The sequence below is a fragment of the Bacillus licheniformis DSM 13 = ATCC 14580 genome, from assembly GCF_000011645.1.
Lineage (GTDB): Bacteria > Bacillota > Bacilli > Bacillales > Bacillaceae > Bacillus > Bacillus licheniformis.
This window is the reverse complement of record NC_006270.3, coordinates 2,087,710-2,104,726: the sequence shown is the minus strand read 5'-3', so window position 1 is coordinate 2,104,726 and position 17,017 is coordinate 2,087,710. Positions and strand designations below refer to the sequence as shown.

Below are 17,017 nucleotides of genomic sequence, written 5' to 3'. Positions count from 1 at the left end.
TATTTAAGCGAACCTAATCAAATAAATAAAATGTATCTGATCGAAGTCCCAGTCTCAGCGTTTCAAGCGGAATGGCATCTTGAAACGGAATATTAGCCAAATTGGCGTCAGGACCGATTTTTTCAATGAAACACGTCTGCAGCTGTTTTGTCGGCGCTTCAAAAATTAAATCCCCTGAAGCGATACCGGAATGAAGGATCTCCTCAATAAGCTGGGACCGCATTTCTCCATCGCTTTTGCACAGCCCGCTCGTGCCGCTTTCCCTCGTTTCCGTGATTACTTTCTCGGCTCCGGCTTCAAGATCTTCGAGGATATAATCGATCCATTCGGCTGACTCCAGCTCGCTGCTGAGGGTGCTGTCTTTGCTGCCGACTTCGCTGAACACGTGAAATTCTTTCGAAAAGTCGGAAATAAAGCTTGCTTTATCTTTATTAGAGAGACGGACCGTTCCGTTTGATATTTCGACATAACGGCATCCATATAATTTGCAGTAGCGGTAGTAATCTTCAATTTTATCCTGGCTTAAAAACTTCTCAAACAACGTTCCCCCAAAAAAGAATTGAACGTCATTCTGCCTAAGACTATCGATTTTTTCCTCCAAATATTTCGTAATCAAAGACGTTCCCCATCCAAATTTCACAAAATCTATATAATCTGCCGCTCCGTGAATCGTATCTTTAAAAAAGCTCAAGGGAACCCCGTTATCGATCAGGATGGTGATCCCTTTCTTTCTTGGTTTAAGCTGCCTGTCGGGCAGTATCAGTTCAGAAGAAATCATTGATTACCCCTCACAATCTACTGTATCTTTCTTGCTTTCAGGTAAATGTCTGTTGGCCATTATTCAGCTGTCACGATAAGAATTCACTTTCCCCGTTTATCGTTTTTCTCATTCATGTGTTGCCGTTCGGCAAGGAGTGATCTTCGCCCACCTCCCCATTAGGCAGCATGTTAGCCCCTTATCGCCTGACTTGCTTATCACTAGGTATCTATCCATTTTGTGAAGTCAAAGTAAGTATATTCGCCGTCCTTTCATATGGTTCCTCACTTGTTCTCCATGACAGATTGCGAAATACTTGCTTAACATCTGATAATATTTCGGTATATCAAATTGGGCTCTATTAATTTAGGTCCACAAGCAGAGAATATGATTGATTTCGATCTTGCGCATCTGGTCTTTCGGATATTCACAAAATTGCTGAAATAATAACATTTTCCAGATCACATTTAGTCTAAAAAGTGAATAATCTGCCTATATGTTCTTTTAGTTCATGTTTCGTATCAGAGGATAAGAAAACAAACCTTTAGGACGTATTGGGGGAAAATCGATGAACGATGTTTTAACGTATAGCACATGGGATGAAAAAGCTTCTGAAGAGGTGATGGATACTTTCAGCGGCGAGATGGACGTTTTGAAATGGGCGTACAGCACGTATCAAAAAATCGTTTACGCCTGCAGCTTCGGCGCGGAAGGAATCGTTTTGATCGACTTGATTTCAAAGGTTGTGAAAGAAGCGGACATCGTGTTTTTAGATACAGGACTGCATTTTCCGGAAACATATGAGCTGATCAATGAAGTGAAAGATCGCTATCCCGGTCTGTCGATCCACTTTTTAAAACCCGGCCTCTCACTTGAAGAGCAGGAAAAACGCTATGGCAGCGAACTTTGGAAGCGCCAGCCGGACCAGTGCTGCCGCCTTCGCAAAATCGAGCCGCTCAGGGAGCATCTGTCAGGCATGGAAGCCTGGATTACCGGGCTGAGGCGGGAGCAGTCGGAAACACGGAAACATGTCCGATATATCAACAAGGACGACAATTTTAAACTGATTAAAATCTGCCCCCTTATTCACTGGACATGGGAGGATGTCTGGACTTACATTAAGCTGAATCAGCTGACGTATCACAAGCTTCATGATCAAGATTATCCGAGCATCGGCTGTGAGGTGTGTACGCTTCCCGTGACAGACAGCGGCAATTTAAGAGCGGGAAGGTGGGCCCACCAGGAAAAAACAGAATGCGGGCTGCATCAATTCCGGTAGGAGCTGGGTAAAAAATGACGATTACAATTTTGGCATTCATTATCGCTTTGTTTTTTGCCATGAACATAGGAGCGAGCGGAGCAGCAGCGTCGATGGGAATAGCATATGGCGCAGGCGCCGTCAGGAAAAGGCAGGCGGCCTTGTGGATCAGCGGAATTGGCGTATTTCTGGGCGCCATGATAGGCGGAGGAGAGGTTGTGAAAACAATCGGTTCAGGCATCATTCCCGCGTCTATTCTCAATGTGCATATTGTCGTGATTATCCTTGGATCATCCGCGATTTCGCTGTTTATCGCGAACATCGCCGGGATTCCTCTTTCAACCAGCGAGGTGACGGTCGGCTCGATTGTCGGGGTCGGCGTCGCGTTTCAGGCGGTATTTACCGATAAGCTTTTGGTGATCGTCATGTATTGGCTGATCATTCCGATTGCCGCATTTTTTCTCGCTTTTTTAATTGGACAATTGCTGAAAAAGACTGAGGCGAAGCTGCGGTGGCTCAAACAGCAAAAATGGGCGCGGCTGCTTACTGCGCTGGTGATTTTAACCGGGTTTTTAGAAGCTTTTTCGGCGGGAATGAACAATGTCGCCAATTCCGTTGGACCTCTCGTTGGAGCAGGCCTCTTGTCAGTCGGCAGCGGAACGTTTCTTGGAGGGCTGTTCGTGGCTATCGGGGCCATTTGCCTTGGAAGCCGAGTCATTGAGACGAACGGAAAAAAAATCACCGAGTTTTCGCTTTTGCAAGGGTCCTGTGTTTCAGGGCTCGGTGCGTCCCTGGTCATCGGCGCTTCGCTATTCGGCATTCCCGTGCCGCAAACTCAGATTACGACTTGCAGCATCATCGGGATCGGCCTTTCTGAAAAGGGAAGGGCAATTTTTCGTAAAAGCGTCATTTTGAAGTTAATGAAAGTATGGGTTGTGTCACCGGTTTTTTCACTTGTCATTTCCTACAGTCTCGTGAAAATCTTTCTCGATTTTGATTTATATTCAGTGGCAGTTGTTTTATGTGTTTTTCTTGCCACTTTAGGATCTATAAGCCTTATGAAACATGCCAGGCAGAAACAATCAGATGTCCGAAGAAATAGGGATCATGTGAAATCAATCGTTGGAGGGAGGGGACGTAAAAGAGAACCTGCCGCATGGAGGGACTTTTAGTTAACCTGGCCGCCTGTTTTGGATGATATGGAGCTAAAGCGCTGCCGAACTGCCCGGAATCAAATACAAGTCTGTCAATGCAGTGCACCTTTTCAACAGTGCATCACATCGGGAAAAGGCGCCCGTGCAGCTGTATCTGTTTCATTGCCGGAAGTGATCGTGCAGAAGCCGAGAGCGGTTACGGCACTTAACAGCCGTTTGACCGAAGAAGAGCTCGGCTGACGCCGCTCTTTTTTGACGATTGTTTTGGCTGATCCCCGACGTTTCAGAGGATCATCAGTCGGTCCATTTCTCAGGAAAAGTATTCCTCTGGTTTAAACTGCATCCCGATTGTTAACAATGAGGAGAGAGATTCGGGAGGGAACCTTGATGGAATATGTACACTTGGTAGTCGAACTGACGATAGGGTTTGCAGCATTGTTTCTGATGACGAAAATTCTGGGAAAAACCCAATTTGCCCAAATTACGCCGTTTGATTTTATTTCGGCTTTAATATTGGGCGAGATGGTTGGAAACGCGATTTTCGATGAGGATGTCACCATCTGGAAAATCCTTTTCGCCATCCTCATTTGGGCCGTTCTAATCTATTCAATAGAAGTTTTATCGCAAAAAGTGCAAAACATCAGAGGTTTTCTCGAAGGCAGGCCGAGCATTGTCATCAATAAAGGAAAAATCGATTACAACGCCCTTAAAAAGAACAAATTGGACCTGAACCAGCTGCAGACATTGGCACGTGAAAAAGGCTGTTTTTCCTTACACGAGATCCAATACGCCATCTTGGAAACAGACGGTTCGATCAGCGTCCTCCCAAAACACAAATACGGGATGCCGACAAAAGATGACTTAAACATTCCTTACAAACCGGTTCAGCTCCCGGTGCCGGTAATCCTCGACGGCCAGCTCGAAAAGAACAATCTGCACGAAGCCGGATTTGATGAGCTTTGGCTGCAAAATCAATTATCAAGTCAGGGTATCACTCAGTATCAAGAGGTGCTGTATGCGGAATGGCGCGGTGATGAGGGGCAGCTTTACATCACAACATATTGATGTTGGCAGGCGCGGGTTCGACAAGCTTCGAACCCGCGCTTTTTCAATTGCATTCACAAGGCTCGAGGAACATACTTTTTTACCGGTCCGAAAGGCTGTTGATCTCCAAAAAATTCCGTTAAATCATTCAAACGGCCTTCAAATGGCCGGATGACAAACGACAAAAGGTGCACATGAAGATGAAGAATCTGCCTTCAGCCTCCTTTTCTTTTCCTTTTTTCTTCAAAAATCTCCATTTTTCACATGCTCTGCGCCGTCCAAGCAAAACACGCAAACTTGACATAATGATCTAAAGTGTTAATATACTAACCGTGTTCGAAAAATACGAACAGAAATGCGAACAAAGGGAGATGTTAAAGATCTTTAATCAAAAAAACGTAGCTTTTATAGGGGCGGGATCAATGGCAGAGGGAATGATCTCAGGCATCGTTCAATCCAAAAAACTGCCTGCTTCGCAAATCTATGTTACAAACCACACGAACCACCGGCGTTTAGAAGAACTCCAGCAGAAATATGGAATACAAGGCGTCAAAAAAGAACAACTTGACTATCAGAACATCGATTGCTTCATCCTGGCGATGAAGCCGAAAGATGCAGAGGGCGCTCTTAATTCCATGAAACCGCATATCAAACCCCATCAGCTTATCGTGTCAGTTTTAGCTGGCATATCAATATCATTTATTGAAAACACGCTGCACGACATGCAGCCGGTCATCAGAATCATGCCTAATACCTCAAGTGCAATCGGCGCATCTGCAACCGCCATGGCCGAAGGAAGCCATGTAACGGCCGATCTGTCAAAAACCGCGAAACAACTGCTTCAATGCATGGGAGAAGTCTATTCCATCGAAGAAAGCAAAATGGACATTTTCACTGGCATTGCCGGCAGCGGGCCTGCTTACTTTTATTATTTAATGGAGCACATCGAAAAAGCGGGAGCCGAGGCTGGATTAAGCCAAAAATTAACAAGGGAAATCGGCGCGCAGACATTGTTAGGCGCCGCCAAAATGCTGTTGGAAAGCCCTGAGGATACAGCTGTTCTCAAAGACAACATCACTTCCCCTAACGGTACGACTGCCGCCGGTTTAAAGGCCTTGGAAGAAAGCGGCGGAGGCGAAGCGATCGAACAGGCGGTCAAACAAGCCGCAAAACGATCCAAAACGATCAGTCTCGAACTGGAACAATTAGTCGCAGCAAAGTAAATGCCCGTAACGAAGAAAAATACTACAGGAGTGATAAAATGACCTCTAATCAACAGAGGGTAGTTGTCAAAGTGGGAAGCAGTTCTTTAACAAGTCTTCACGGCGAAATCAGCAGCAAAAAGCTCGAAAAGCTCGTTGAGCAGATTGTCCGCCTCAAAGATGAAGGACACGAAGTCCTCCTTGTTTCATCTGGCGCTGTAGCAGCCGGTTACCGGAAGCTCGGCTTTATCAACAGGCCGGATACATTGCCTGAAAAACAAGCATCCGCTTCTGTCGGCCAAGGCTTATTAATCGAAGCGTATTCCAAGCTTTTTTTATCCCACGGCTATATCGCTTCACAAATTTTAATCACAAAAAGCGATTTTTCAGATGAAAAACGGTACAACAATGTGAGAAATACGATGAACGTGCTGCTGAAACGCGGCATTATTCCGATCATCAACGAAAATGATACGGTTACCGTCAATCGGCTCAAATTCGGAGACAATGACACGCTTTCTGCTAAAGTGGCGGGTCTGATCGACGCCGACCTGCTGACCATCCTCTCTGATATAGACGGCCTTTATGACGCGAATCCGCGAAAAACGCCGGACGCCGCACTCGTCCAGGAAGTAACTGAAATCACGCCGGAAATAGAAGCTTCAGCAGGGGATGCAGGAAGCGAAGTCGGAACCGGCGGCATGAAGTCCAAACTGGACGCTTTTAAAATTACAATGGCTTCAGGCATCAAAGGGTTTTTAGGGCGCGCGGACACCCCCGGCATTTTGCACGAAGCGATCTGCGGGACTGCGAGGGGAACGTATTTTATACCGAATGCGGATTCACACGCCCTCAACCATAAAAAGCAATGGATAGCATTTAACTCTGGACCTGAAGGAGACATCGTCGTCCACAACGAAAGCAAAGAGTTTATTATCGACCGTAAAAAAAGCCTGTATCCTTCTAGTATTTACGACATCAACGGCCGTTTCAGCAACGGATCCGTCGTTCGAATCCTTGATCAGGAAGGAGAGGAAATCGGCCTCGGCGTCGTCAACTTTTCCTCATCCCAGCTTCGTAAATGGAAGAAGGATACGAATCAGGAAACAGCCGCTTCCTCACAGGCTGTCGTTGACAGAGAAGCGTTTGTCTGTCATTTAGAGCTATCCGTTCCGCTTTAAAAAACAAATCAAAGGAGGAATTGACATGACTGCGACGAGCGAGAGCATCAGTGCACAAATCGAAGAAAAAGCGATAAAGGCAAAAACGGCCGCAAAATCTTTGCGGCTGGCAACTGAAAAAGAAAAGAACGAGGCGCTTGCTGCATTGGCCGACCACCTGAAACAAAACATGAGCTATATTCTCACTGAAAATGCCAAAGATATCGAAGCGGGACGAAAAAAAGGCTATGATGCAGCCTACATCGACCGCCTGTCGCTCAATGAAGACAGGGTTCTGGATTTTGCCGATGGGCTGCTGGAAGTCGCGGAACTTGATGATCCGGTCGGAGAAACGCTATCAAGCTGGACGCTCGACAACGGGTTAAAAGCGGAAAAAGTCAGCGTTCCTCTCGGCGTCATCGGCATGATCTATGAAGCGCGTCCGAACGTAACTGTCGATGCGACCGGGCTTGCTCTAAAATCAGGCAATGCGATCGTTTTGAAAGGCGGCTCTTCCGCCATTCATTCGAATACAGCGATCGTATCGGTCATGCATCAAGCGCTTGATTCGACAAACATCCCCCGCGATGCCGTTCAATTCATCGAAAGCACAGACCGAAGCGCAACGAAGCAGCTCTTTAAGATGAAAGAACATATCGATGTACTCATCCCCCGGGGAGGCGGGGCCCTCATTCAGGAAGTCGTTGAGAACGCAACCGTTCCGGTCCTTGAAACGGGAGTCGGCAACTGCCACATCTATATTGACCGGGAAGCGGACCCTGAAAAAGCGATCGATGTCATGATCAATGCGAAAACAGACCGCCCCGCCGTCTGCAATGCACTTGAAACGCTGATCGTCCACGAAAAATGGCTTGAGGAAAACAGCGCCGCGCTTATCAATGCTTTAAACGAACACGGGATTCAAGTTCACGGGGACGAAAAGGCTGTTCAAATGATTCCAGGCGCAAGACCAGCAGGGGAAGCCGATTGGCAGAACGAATATTTAAGCCTTGATCTCGCGGTTAAAGTCGCAGGAAGTCTTGAAGAAGCCTGCGATCATATCGAAACATACGGAACAAAGCATTCAGAAGCGATTATCACCGAAAATCCGGAAACAGCCAAAGCTTTTCTGAATACCGTTGATGCTGCAGCATTGTACCACAATGCCTCAACCAGGTTCACCGACGGCGGCGCACTCGGATTCGGCGCTGAAATCGGAATTTCTACACAGAAGCTTCACGCCCGCGGACCTATGGGTCTGAAAGAATTGACCACATGCAAATATATCATGAGAGGCGACGGCCATATCAGAAGATAAATAAAGAGACCTGTACTGAAACTGCACCTGGTTTGTCAGACACCATCTGACAATCCGGAGGTGCAGTTTTTTTCGGCTGAATTTACATCCTCATAAAACATGCAGGCGCAGAATTTTTTTACCAGGCACCTTTCAAACTCCTCCCTTTACATCCTTTCAATCACATTACATAATGATCTATGATATAAGAGTCAGAAGGAGAGTGTGCGTTATGCAAATCCCATCCGGAAAAACCTGCGTTCCGACCGGTGTGGAACTTAAAGACACCGGCTTTGGCTATACGTTGTCATTGATAAGCGGCAAATATAAAATAGTCATTCTATATTGGCTGTCTGAACGCGAAGTGATGCGGCATAATGAATTGAAGCGAAGCATCGGCACCATTTCCTTCAAAACGCTAAGCATCATGTTAAAAGAGCTGGAAGCAGACGGCCTTATCATTCGCAGAGAATTTCCCCAAATCCCCCCAAAGGTTGAGTATTCATTATCTGAACGCGGACGCTCCATCGTGCCTTTGTTAAATATGATGTGTGAGTGGGGGGAGAAAAACAGGCTGGGCTGACAGCCTGTTTCAGCCCGAATGATTTTCAGCAAAACCCCTTGCTACATATGATCAATAAAATGCAAATAATCTCGTGCGCTTTTCTCCAATTCTCCTGCTCCCGGCTCATTTTCTTCTTCCTCGTTTCCGCCAGGCTCTTTTTCCTTGCCGTAAAATGCAAAAAATGAACGATAATCTGCGCGGCAATACCGGAATGTCGTTTCAAATGGAACTAATATTTGTTCAAGCGTATACCGGTACCTTCCGTTTTCACGATAATCTTCCTCTTTAATTCCGGCGGATACACCTAATGCCACTTTACGATTGTTTAATCGATCTCCTCCATTTGAACCATAAGCCCAGCCGTAAGCTAATACATCATCAAGCCATTTTTTAAGAAGAGGCGGACAGTTAAACCAATAGATAGGGAATTGCAAAACAAGATTGCCGTGCGATTCCACCAATTTTTGTTCTTTTTCCGCGTCTATGTTTCCATCCGGGTAAACGTCGGACAATTCGTGAACCGTATACTTTTCCGGATATTTTTTGAGTTCCTCTACCCAGCGCTTATGAACCACTGATGTTTCTAAATTTGGGTGTGCAACGATAACTAGCGTTTTCAAAGATTTGCCCTCCTTCAGCATGTTTTCATCTTGAGTATAAAGTTCACACTGCCAATTTGTAAGTATGCACTTTTAGTTCAGGTACTTACATAAAGGTAAGTACCTGTTGGCGATCAAACATGCAATTTACCTGTCCAAAATCCTCTGGCATGAAAAATGCACTTTTTTAATATAATGTTACAAAGCTCTGCTGCCTAAGGAATTTGACGATCCAAAAAGGGGGGCACTTTATGAATTTTGAACTAACCAGAGAACAGCAAATGATTCGTGAACTCGCAAGAGATTTTGCGAAACAGGAAATTGCACCGCACGCCGAACATGTTGACAGGACGGGAGAATTTCCGATTGAGACATTTAAAAAAATGGGGGAGCTCGGCCTCTTGGGGATTCCGTTTCCTGAAAGCTACGGCGGTTCAGGCGGAGATACGATTTCCTATGCACTTAGCGTCGAAGAAATCGGCAAAGCGTGCGGAAGCACCGGTCTTAGCTATGCTGCGGCTGTATCGCTCGGGGCTGCGCCGATTTATTATTTCGGCACTGAAGAACAAAAACAAGAATATCTCGTCCCGCTTGCGACGGGCCGGGCGCTCGGAGCATTTGGGCTGACCGAACCGAATGCAGGTTCCGATGCGGGCGGCACCCGGACAAAAGCCCGCTCGGAAGGGGACAGCTATGTGATCAGCGGTGAGAAATGCTGGATCACAAATGCAGGATTTGCCAGGACCGTCATCGTCACCGCCGTCACCGGAATAGATGACAACGGAAAAAACATCATTTCCGCCATCATCGTTCCGACAGATTCGGAGGGCTTCACCATTAAAAGCGAATATGACAAAATGGGTGTCCGCGGCTCCAATACATCACAGCTCATATTGGACAATGTCCGCGTACCAAAACAAAATCTATTGGGAAGCCCGGAAAAAGGGTTTAAACAATTTCTCAATACACTTGACGGCGGCAGAATTTCGATCGCAGCGCTGGCTGTCGGTATTGCCCAAGGCGCATTTGAGGCGGCGCTCACATACGCGCGCGAACGAAAACAATTCGGCCGACCGATCTCTTATTTCCAGGCGATTCAGTTCAAGCTTGCCGACATGGCCATGGAAATTGAGCTCGCCCGCAATATGGTGCTGAAGGCCGCCTGGCTGAAAGATCAAGGACGTCCGTTTACAAAAGAAGCGGCTTTTGCCAAGCTTTATGCCTCAGAAATGGCGTTCAGGACATGCAATCAGTCCATTCAAATACACGGAGGATACGGGTATATGAAAGAGTATGGAGTGGAGCGCATGCTGCGGGACGCAAAATTAATGGAAATCGGTGAAGGCACTTCAGAAATTCAACGGCTCGTCATCGCAAGGCAGCTCGGCATCGGCAAACAAGCGCTGAAATGAAAACGCTTTCTATCGGAAGGGAGGGACAACGTTGGCAGAGCTGCTCCATTTGACAATTGGAAAGTTATTGGAGAAAACCGCGGCAGACGCCCCTGATCACGAGGCTGTCGTCTATCCGGACCGCGGCCTGCGTTATACGTACCGGGAATTTGACCAGTTGTGCAGAAAAGTCGCAAAAGGACTGATGGCGCTCGGTATTGATAAAGGTGAACATGTCGCAATTTGGGCTTCCAATACTCCGGAATGGCTCACCGCCCAGTTTGCTTCGGCAAAAGCGGGTGCTGTACTAGTCACAGCCAACACGAACTATCAATTATCAGAGCTTGAATATGTGCTGAAACAGTCAGATGCCACAACACTCATTTTAATGGAATCATACCGGGGCACTTCCTACATTGATATCCTTTGCAAACTGATTCCTGAATTAAAGGAGGGCGAACCGGGCAGGCTTGCATCTGAAAGACTGCCTTTCTTAAAAAATATTATTTTGCTGGGGGATCAAAGGCATCCCGGCATGTACCTATGGGATGATTTATTAAAGCTCTCAGGGTCAGTAAGCGAAAAAGCGCTTGATCGCAGGATGGAACGGCTCAAAGAGCATGATGTCATTAATATGCAATATACATCAGGTACGACAGGCTTTCCGAAAGGCGTGATGCTCACCCATTCCAATTTGGCAAACAATGCGGCAAATATTGCGGAATGCATGAATTTATCGAAAAAAGACAGAATGTGCATCCCCGTTCCGTTTTTCCACTGCTTCGGCTGTGTACTGGGGACTCTCGCTTGCGTCACCGCCGGCGCGACGATGGTGCCGGTACAAGAATTCAGTCCGAAAGAAGTGCTTTCAGCCGTCGAAACGGAAAAATGCACGGCGCTTCACGGTGTACCGACCATGTTCATCGCCGAACTGAATGATCCAGATTTCGCATCATATGACCTGTCTTCTTTAAGAACGGGCATCATGGCCGGTTCAAACTGTCCGATCGAAGTCATGAAAAAAGTGATCGATAACATGGGGATGTCTGAAATAACGATTGCATACGGACAGACGGAAGCCTCACCGGTCATTACCCAGACTAGGGTCAACGATTCGCTCAAAAGAAGGGTCGAAACCGTAGGGCGCGCTTTGCCGAATGTAGAAGTCAAAATAACTGAACCGGGTACGAACCGGGAGGTTGAAAGAGGCGTTCAAGGCGAGCTGTGCACACGCGGCTACCATGTTATGAAAGGCTACTACAAAAATCCTGAGGCCACGGCAGCGGTCATCGATGAGGATGGATTTTTGCATACGGGAGATTTAGCCGTAATGGATGAAGAAGGCTACTGCCGGATTACCGGGAGATTAAAAGACATGATCATCAGAGGCGGTGAAAACATATATCCGCGGGAAATAGAAGAGTTTTTATACAAGCATCCCGACATTCTCGACGTCCAAATTGTCGGAGTGCCTGACGAAACATTCGGCGAAGAGGTATCGGCCTGGATCAAACTGAAAAGCGGAGCATCGATGACGGCTGACGAATTAAAAGAATACTGCAAAGGCAAAATCGCCCGCTATAAGATTCCGCGCTATATCGCATTTGTAGAAGAGTTCCCGATGACGGCATCAGGGAAAGTGCAAAAATTCAAGTTAAGGGAGCAGGCGCTTGAGCATTTTCAATTGTAATTTTCTCTTTCAAGCGCGACTAACATAAAAGGAGGGACCTTTTTGTTTAAGAAAGTACTGATTGCCAACCGGGGAGAAATCGCCCTCCGGATCATCCGAACTTGTCAACGGCTCGGTATTCAGACGGCTGCTGTCTACTCTGAAGCGGATGCGGAGTCCCTGCATGTCAAAGCTGCGGATGAAGCCTGGCTGATCGGCAAACCGCGGGTCAGTGAAAGCTATTTAAATATTGAAAAAATCATCGAAACCGCTAAAAAAGCGGGGGTCTGTGCCATTCATCCGGGATACGGCCTGCTTTCCGAGAACAGCCGTTTTGCCGAAAGGTGCCTCAAGGAGAATATTACGTTTATCGGTCCGCCGCCTGACGTTATCGCCAAAATGGGAAGCAAAATTGAAGCAAGACAAGCGATGGAACAAGCCGGGGTTCCCGTCGTTCCCGGCGTGACAAAAAGCTTGTCCGGTCTGAATGAAGCCCGGGCTCTTGCCGAATCCATCGGCTATCCCGTGATGCTCAAGGCTTCTTTTGGGGGCGGCGGCATCGGAATGCAGCTGATCCGCAATGAAAGCGAATTAGAAAAAGCATATGAAGGCAACCAAAAACGAGCCGCCGATTTTTTCGGAGACGGGGCTATGTACATCGAGAAATATATCGAACAGGCAAGACATATCGAGATTCAGATTTTAACAGACAAATACGAAAATGCCGTCTATCTTTGGGAGCGGGACTGTTCGATTCAGAGACGCCAGCAAAAAATCATCGAAGAAGCACCTGCTCCGTTATTCGATGAAACCATGCGCACAAAGCTCGGTGAAGCGGCCGTGAAAGCTGCGCTGTCGATCGGCTATGTCAACGCCGGGACAATCGAGTTTTTAGTAGACAAGGAGAATCATTTTTATTTTCTTGAGATGAATACCCGCCTGCAAGTCGAACACCCGGTGACAGAGGAAATTACAGGGCTTGACCTTGTCGAAGAACAGCTCAATATCGCAGCGGGAAAACCGCTTTCCCATAAGCAGAAAGACATTCGGCGGGACGGACATGCGATCGAAGTCAGAATCTGTGCCGAAGATCCGAAAACATTTTTCCCTTCGCCGGGGCGGATTACCGACCTTAAGCTGCCTGAGCAACCGAATGTCCGTCATGAATGCGCAGCAGCCCCGGGTATGACTATCACCCCGTATTACGACCCGATGATTGCCAAGATGATCGTCAAAGGAAGCAGCAGAGAAGAAGCCATCTGCACATTGGCCGAAGCGCTTTCACAATATCAAGTGAAAGGCATTAAAACGAACATTCCGCTCCTTGAAGACATTGTAAGTTCTGACGAATTCCGAAAAGGCGGGGTCCAAACCGATTTTATCAGTCGCTATCAGTCAAAATGAAATCAAGGAGGCGTACTATGAATACTGTTGTCACCAATATGGCAGGAAACGTGTGGAAAATATTAGTGAAAGCGGGGGACAAAATCGAAAAGGGGCAGGAAGTCGCCATTTTAGAATCGATGAAGATGGAGATTCCGATTGTCGCCGAAACGGCCGGAACAGTCAAAACCGTCAGAAAGAACGAAGGTGATTTTGCCGATGAAGGGGATGTCTTATTGGAGCTTCAATAAGGTCTGGAGGATGGCAAATGGACGTACCGAAGAACATTTTCATTAAAGAAGTCGGGCCGCGCGACGGTCTGCAAAATGAACAAACCGCACTTTCGACAGCTGATAAAATTACCTGGATCGACATGCTTTCTGCCACAGGGCTTTCGTATATCGAAATCACTTCATTCGTCCATCCTAAGTGGATTCCTGCACTGTCTGATGCCCTTGATGTCGCCAAAGGGATCAACCGGAAGCCGGGCGTCACCTACGCAGCCCTGATTCCGAACCGAAAAGGGCTGGAACGGGCTCTCGAAGGAGGGATCGATGAAGCTTCTGTTTTCATGTCGGCAAGCGAGACACACAACCGGAAAAATATTAACAAATCGATCGGGGAAACGCTTCCCGTCCTGAAGGAAGTCATCGGAGCGGCAAAACAAGCGGGCCTCACCGCCAGAGCATACCTGTCCACAGTATTTGGCTGTCCTTATGAACATCACGTGCCATTGGAACAAATTATACGGACATCTGAAACGCTGTTCGACATGGGGATCAACGAACTTTCCCTCGGAGATACGATCGGCGCAGCAAATCCCGTACAGGTTCAAAGGGTGCTTGAAGTCCTCTTAAAGCGCTTTCCAAAAGAGAATATCGCCCTTCATTTTCATGATACGAGAGGGATGGCGCTCGCCAACATGATCGCAGCGATGGACATGGGAATCACCGTATTTGACTCATCATGCGGCGGGCTGGGCGGCTGTCCTTACGCACCGGGAGCCACGGGGAATGCGGCAACTGATGATTTGATCTACATGTGCGCCCAGATGGGCATCGAAACCGGAGTTGATCTCAGCAAGCTGCTTTCAGCTGCTAAATGGATCGAAGACAAAACCGGAAGAGAGCTGCCAAGCCGAAATTTGCAGGCGGCTAAATCAAAGAACTGTTTTCATTGATGAAGAGGAGGAAGACCGAATGGAGCCCAATGTTCTTTATTCCATAAACGAGCAGTCGGTCGCCGTGTTGACGCTGAACAGGCCGCAGGCTGCAAATGCCCTCTCGCTTGGGCTTCTCGACGACTTTCAGCGCATCCTTCGAGATATTCGTTCAAACCCGGCCGTCCGCTGTGTCATCATAACGGGAAAAGGGGACAGGACGTTTTGTGCAGGCGCCGATTTAAAGGAAAGAGCCCGCATGAGCCAAACAGAAGCGAAGCAGGCTGTTTCCCTGATTCAACGCGTGGTCAGCGAAACGGAAAAACTGCCGCAGCCCGTCATCGCTTCATTAAACGGAAGCGCTTTAGGAGGGGGGCTGGAGCTTGCATTGGCGTGCGACATCAGGATCGCAGCCGAACATATTGAACTCGGCCTCCCCGAAACAACGCTCGCAATCATTCCAGGGGCAGGAGGGACACAGCGGCTGCCCCGCTTGATCGGCAGGGGAAAGGCGAAAGAAATGATCTTTACCGGCTGCCGCATCAGCGCCGAAGAAGCGCAAAAGATCAGCCTGGTTGAACATGTCGTTCCGCTTTCGAAGTTAAAGGAAGCGAGTGAAAGCATCGCGGCGAACATCGCGGCGAACGGACCGGTAGCCGTCAGACAAGCGAAGTTTGCCATCAATCAAGGCCTTGAGACAGCTATCGAAACAGGGCTTGCCATTGAACAAAAAGCCTATGAACTGACGATTCCGACGAAAGACAGGACAGAAGGGCTGAAAGCTTTTGCAGAAAAGCGGAAGCCGGATTATACGGGAGAATAAAACGAACGGAGGGACAGCCGATGCCGGCCGAAAAGGAATTGTATGAACGCATCCGCCGGATTCAGGAGGGCGGCGCGGAGAAATACCATGAAGCTAATAAGAAAAAAGGGAAATTATTTGTCAGAGACCGATTAAAGCTGCTGCTTGACGAAGGACTCGACCTAGAGGACGCGTTTTTTGCCAATTGCATGGCTGACGGGCTACCGGCAGATGGAGTCGTCACTGGAATCGGAAAAATCGGCGGGCGAACCGTTTGCGTCATGGCCAATGATTCAACTGTCAAAGCAGGATCATGGGGAGCGAGAACCGTTGAAAAAATCATCCGCATCCAGGAAACAGCCGAAAAACTGAATTGCCCGCTTCTTTATTTGGTCGATTCGGCAGGCGCAAGGATTACGGATCAAGTTGACATGTTTCCGGGGCGAAGAGGAGCGGGGCGGATTTTTTATCAGCAAGTCAAATTATCCGGGCGCATCCCGCAAATCTGTCTCTTGTTCGGGCCTTCAGCGGCAGGAGGCGCCTACATACCGGCTTTTTGCGACATCGTCATTATGGTCGAAGGTAACGCCTCGATGTATTTAGGCTCGCCGCGCATGGCGGAAATGGTGATCGGCGAAAAAGTATCGCTTGAAGAAATGGGCGGCGCGAGAATGCACTGTTCTGTTTCAGGCTGCGGAGACATTCTTGCCGACACGGAAGAAGATGCGATCAAGTCGGCGCGCCGGTATCTTTCCTACTTTCCGTCGAACTACACCGAAAAAGCGCCTGTCATTGAAGCAAAATCCGCCCGTCCGTTTGACCGGTCATTGGAGGACATCATTCCGAAAAACCAAAACGCTCCGTTTCAGATGATGGATTTAATCGATCGGATCATTGATGAAGCGTCTTTTTATGAGATCAAAAAATTGTTCGCGCCAGAGCTGATTACCGGTTTGGCAAGGATTCACGGGCAGCCTGTCGGCATCATTGCCAATCAGCCGCGGGTCAAAGGCGGTGTTTTGTTCCACGATTCGGCAGACAAGGCCGCAAAGTTTATCAATTTGTGTGATGCCTATCATATCCCGCTGCTGTTTCTGGCTGACATCCCCGGTTTTATGATCGGAACGAAAGTCGAGAGGGCGGGTATCATCAGACACGGTGCGAAAATGATTTCAGCGATGGCCGAAGCAACCGTACCGAAAATATCCGTCATCGTCAGGAAAGCTTATGGTGCAGGCTTGTATGCGATGGCCGGTCCGGCCTTTGAACCTGACTGCTGTCTGGCGCTGCCGACGGCGCAAATTGCCGTCATGGGCCCGGAAGCAGCGGTAAATGCCGTTTACGCTAAAAAAATCGCAGAATTGCCTGAAGAAGAACGGTCCGCATTCATCGCCGAAAAACGGAAAGAGTACCAAAAAGACATAGACATTTACCGGCTTGCTTCAGAAATGATTGTCGACGGGATCATTCCGGCCGACTCGCTGCGAACGGAACTCATCAAACGGCTGAATGCATATATGACCAAATACATGACATTTACGGAACGGAAGCATCCTGTTTATCCCGTCTAAAGGCCA

Annotated in this window: 17 protein-coding genes; 15 read left to right on the top strand and 2 right to left on the bottom strand. The window is 47.9% G+C overall.

The features are described from left to right. Window positions 1-13 precede the first annotated feature (13 nt). Window positions 14-778 carry a phosphosulfolactate synthase gene (locus TRNA_RS32170; RefSeq protein WP_003182476.1) on the bottom strand — a complete coding sequence of 255 codons (765 nt, stop codon included), beginning with the start codon at window positions 776-778 and terminating at the stop codon, window positions 14-16. A gap of 547 nt (window positions 779-1,325) precedes the next feature. On the opposite strand from TRNA_RS32170, the gene TRNA_RS32165 reads away from it, so the two are divergent. From TRNA_RS32165 to TRNA_RS32130, 8 genes are all read left to right on the top strand, one after another. Further along, complete coding sequence (locus TRNA_RS32165; protein WP_003182474.1) at window positions 1,326-2,036, top strand: phosphoadenylyl-sulfate reductase; 711 nt, start codon at window positions 1,326-1,328, stop codon at window positions 2,034-2,036. Window positions 2,037-2,050: 14 nt separating this feature from the next. Further along, window positions 2,051-3,187 (top strand): inorganic phosphate transporter, encoded by a 1,137-nt coding sequence (locus TRNA_RS32160; RefSeq protein ID WP_003182473.1) that lies wholly within the window; start codon window positions 2,051-2,053, stop codon window positions 3,185-3,187. A gap of 27 nt (window positions 3,188-3,214) precedes the next feature. Next, window positions 3,215-3,409 carry a hypothetical protein gene (locus tag TRNA_RS32155; RefSeq protein WP_223307097.1) on the top strand — a complete coding sequence of 65 codons (195 nt, stop codon included), beginning with the start codon at window positions 3,215-3,217 and terminating at the stop codon, window positions 3,407-3,409. 147 nt (window positions 3,410-3,556) lie between these two features. Then, the gene (locus tag TRNA_RS32150) at window positions 3,557-4,234 is read left to right on the top strand and encodes a DUF421 domain-containing protein (RefSeq protein WP_003182471.1); all 678 of its coding nucleotides are present in this window, start codon (window positions 3,557-3,559) and stop codon (window positions 4,232-4,234) included. Window positions 4,235-4,584: 350 nt separating this feature from the next. Then, entirely contained in the window at window positions 4,585-5,436 is an 852-nt protein-coding gene (gene proC, locus TRNA_RS32145) for a pyrroline-5-carboxylate reductase (RefSeq protein WP_011201664.1), read from the top strand. Between the two features lie 38 nt (window positions 5,437-5,474). After that, a complete protein-coding gene (gene proB, locus TRNA_RS32140; RefSeq protein WP_003182466.1) occupies window positions 5,475-6,596 on the top strand; it encodes a glutamate 5-kinase in 1,122 nt (373 codons plus the stop codon). A 25-nt stretch (window positions 6,597-6,621) separates the two neighbouring features. Next, entirely contained in the window at window positions 6,622-7,893 is a 1,272-nt protein-coding gene (locus TRNA_RS32135) for a glutamate-5-semialdehyde dehydrogenase (RefSeq protein WP_003182464.1), read from the top strand. Between the two features lie 211 nt (window positions 7,894-8,104). Next, window positions 8,105-8,455, top strand: coding sequence for a winged helix-turn-helix transcriptional regulator (locus TRNA_RS32130; RefSeq protein WP_003182462.1), 351 nt, complete (start codon window positions 8,105-8,107; stop codon window positions 8,453-8,455). Between the two features lie 41 nt (window positions 8,456-8,496). Here the strand turns inward: TRNA_RS32130 and TRNA_RS32125 are convergent, their stop codons facing one another. Continuing rightward, complete coding sequence (locus TRNA_RS32125) at window positions 8,497-9,057, bottom strand: NAD(P)H-dependent oxidoreductase (RefSeq protein WP_003182460.1); 561 nt, start codon at window positions 9,055-9,057, stop codon at window positions 8,497-8,499. A 230-nt stretch (window positions 9,058-9,287) separates the two neighbouring features. Here TRNA_RS32125 and TRNA_RS32120 point away from each other — a divergent pair, with 230 nt between their 5' ends. The 7 genes from TRNA_RS32120 to TRNA_RS32090 are packed head-to-tail and all read left to right on the top strand — an operon-like array spanning window position 9,288 to window position 17,011. Further along, on the top strand, window positions 9,288-10,448 hold the full coding sequence (locus TRNA_RS32120) for an acyl-CoA dehydrogenase family protein (protein WP_009328128.1): 1,161 nt from the start codon (window positions 9,288-9,290) through the stop codon (window positions 10,446-10,448). A gap of 31 nt (window positions 10,449-10,479) precedes the next feature. Next, window positions 10,480-12,117 (top strand): AMP-binding protein, encoded by a 1,638-nt coding sequence (locus TRNA_RS32115; RefSeq protein ID WP_003182456.1) that lies wholly within the window; start codon window positions 10,480-10,482, stop codon window positions 12,115-12,117. A 42-nt stretch (window positions 12,118-12,159) separates the two neighbouring features. After that, window positions 12,160-13,500 (top strand): acetyl-CoA carboxylase biotin carboxylase subunit, encoded by a 1,341-nt coding sequence (locus TRNA_RS32110; RefSeq protein ID WP_003182454.1) that lies wholly within the window; start codon window positions 12,160-12,162, stop codon window positions 13,498-13,500. A 17-nt stretch (window positions 13,501-13,517) separates the two neighbouring features. Continuing rightward, window positions 13,518-13,730 (top strand): acetyl-CoA carboxylase biotin carboxyl carrier protein subunit, encoded by a 213-nt coding sequence (locus tag TRNA_RS32105; RefSeq protein WP_003182452.1) that lies wholly within the window; start codon window positions 13,518-13,520, stop codon window positions 13,728-13,730. 17 nt (window positions 13,731-13,747) lie between these two features. Further along, a complete protein-coding gene (locus TRNA_RS32100; protein ID WP_003182451.1) occupies window positions 13,748-14,659 on the top strand; it encodes a hydroxymethylglutaryl-CoA lyase in 912 nt (303 codons plus the stop codon). 19 nt (window positions 14,660-14,678) lie between these two features. After that, on the top strand, window positions 14,679-15,461 hold the full coding sequence (locus TRNA_RS32095; RefSeq protein WP_003182449.1) for an enoyl-CoA hydratase: 783 nt from the start codon (window positions 14,679-14,681) through the stop codon (window positions 15,459-15,461). A gap of 20 nt (window positions 15,462-15,481) precedes the next feature. After that, window positions 15,482-17,011: an acyl-CoA carboxylase subunit beta gene (locus TRNA_RS32090; RefSeq protein ID WP_003182447.1), complete on the top strand. Its 1,530-nt coding sequence runs from the start codon at window positions 15,482-15,484 to the stop codon at window positions 17,009-17,011. Window positions 17,012-17,017 lie beyond the last annotated feature (6 nt).

What these genes read in the sequence shown, in the direction of transcription:
- TRNA_RS32170 (WP_003182476.1), bottom strand. Translation starts at nt 778, where the DNA reads ATGATTTCTTCTGAACTGATACTGCCCGACAGGCAGCTTAAACCAAGA.
- TRNA_RS32165 (WP_003182474.1), top strand. Translation starts at nt 1,326, where the DNA reads ATGAACGATGTTTTAACGTATAGCACATGGGATGAAAAAGCTTCTGAA.
- TRNA_RS32160 (WP_003182473.1), top strand. Translation starts at nt 2,051, where the DNA reads ATGACGATTACAATTTTGGCATTCATTATCGCTTTGTTTTTTGCCATG.
- TRNA_RS32155 (WP_223307097.1), top strand. Translation starts at nt 3,215, where the DNA reads ATGGAGCTAAAGCGCTGCCGAACTGCCCGGAATCAAATACAAGTCTGT.
- TRNA_RS32150 (WP_003182471.1), top strand. Translation starts at nt 3,557, where the DNA reads ATGGAATATGTACACTTGGTAGTCGAACTGACGATAGGGTTTGCAGCA.
- proC (WP_011201664.1), top strand. Translation starts at nt 4,585, where the DNA reads ATGTTAAAGATCTTTAATCAAAAAAACGTAGCTTTTATAGGGGCGGGA.
- proB (WP_003182466.1), top strand. Translation starts at nt 5,475, where the DNA reads ATGACCTCTAATCAACAGAGGGTAGTTGTCAAAGTGGGAAGCAGTTCT.
- TRNA_RS32135 (WP_003182464.1), top strand. Translation starts at nt 6,622, where the DNA reads ATGACTGCGACGAGCGAGAGCATCAGTGCACAAATCGAAGAAAAAGCG.
- TRNA_RS32130 (WP_003182462.1), top strand. Translation starts at nt 8,105, where the DNA reads ATGCAAATCCCATCCGGAAAAACCTGCGTTCCGACCGGTGTGGAACTT.
- TRNA_RS32120 (WP_009328128.1), top strand. Translation starts at nt 9,288, where the DNA reads ATGAATTTTGAACTAACCAGAGAACAGCAAATGATTCGTGAACTCGCA.
- TRNA_RS32105 (WP_003182452.1), top strand. Translation starts at nt 13,518, where the DNA reads ATGAATACTGTTGTCACCAATATGGCAGGAAACGTGTGGAAAATATTA.
- TRNA_RS32100 (WP_003182451.1), top strand. Translation starts at nt 13,748, where the DNA reads ATGGACGTACCGAAGAACATTTTCATTAAAGAAGTCGGGCCGCGCGAC.
- TRNA_RS32095 (WP_003182449.1), top strand. Translation starts at nt 14,679, where the DNA reads ATGGAGCCCAATGTTCTTTATTCCATAAACGAGCAGTCGGTCGCCGTG.
- TRNA_RS32090 (WP_003182447.1), top strand. Translation starts at nt 15,482, where the DNA reads ATGCCGGCCGAAAAGGAATTGTATGAACGCATCCGCCGGATTCAGGAG.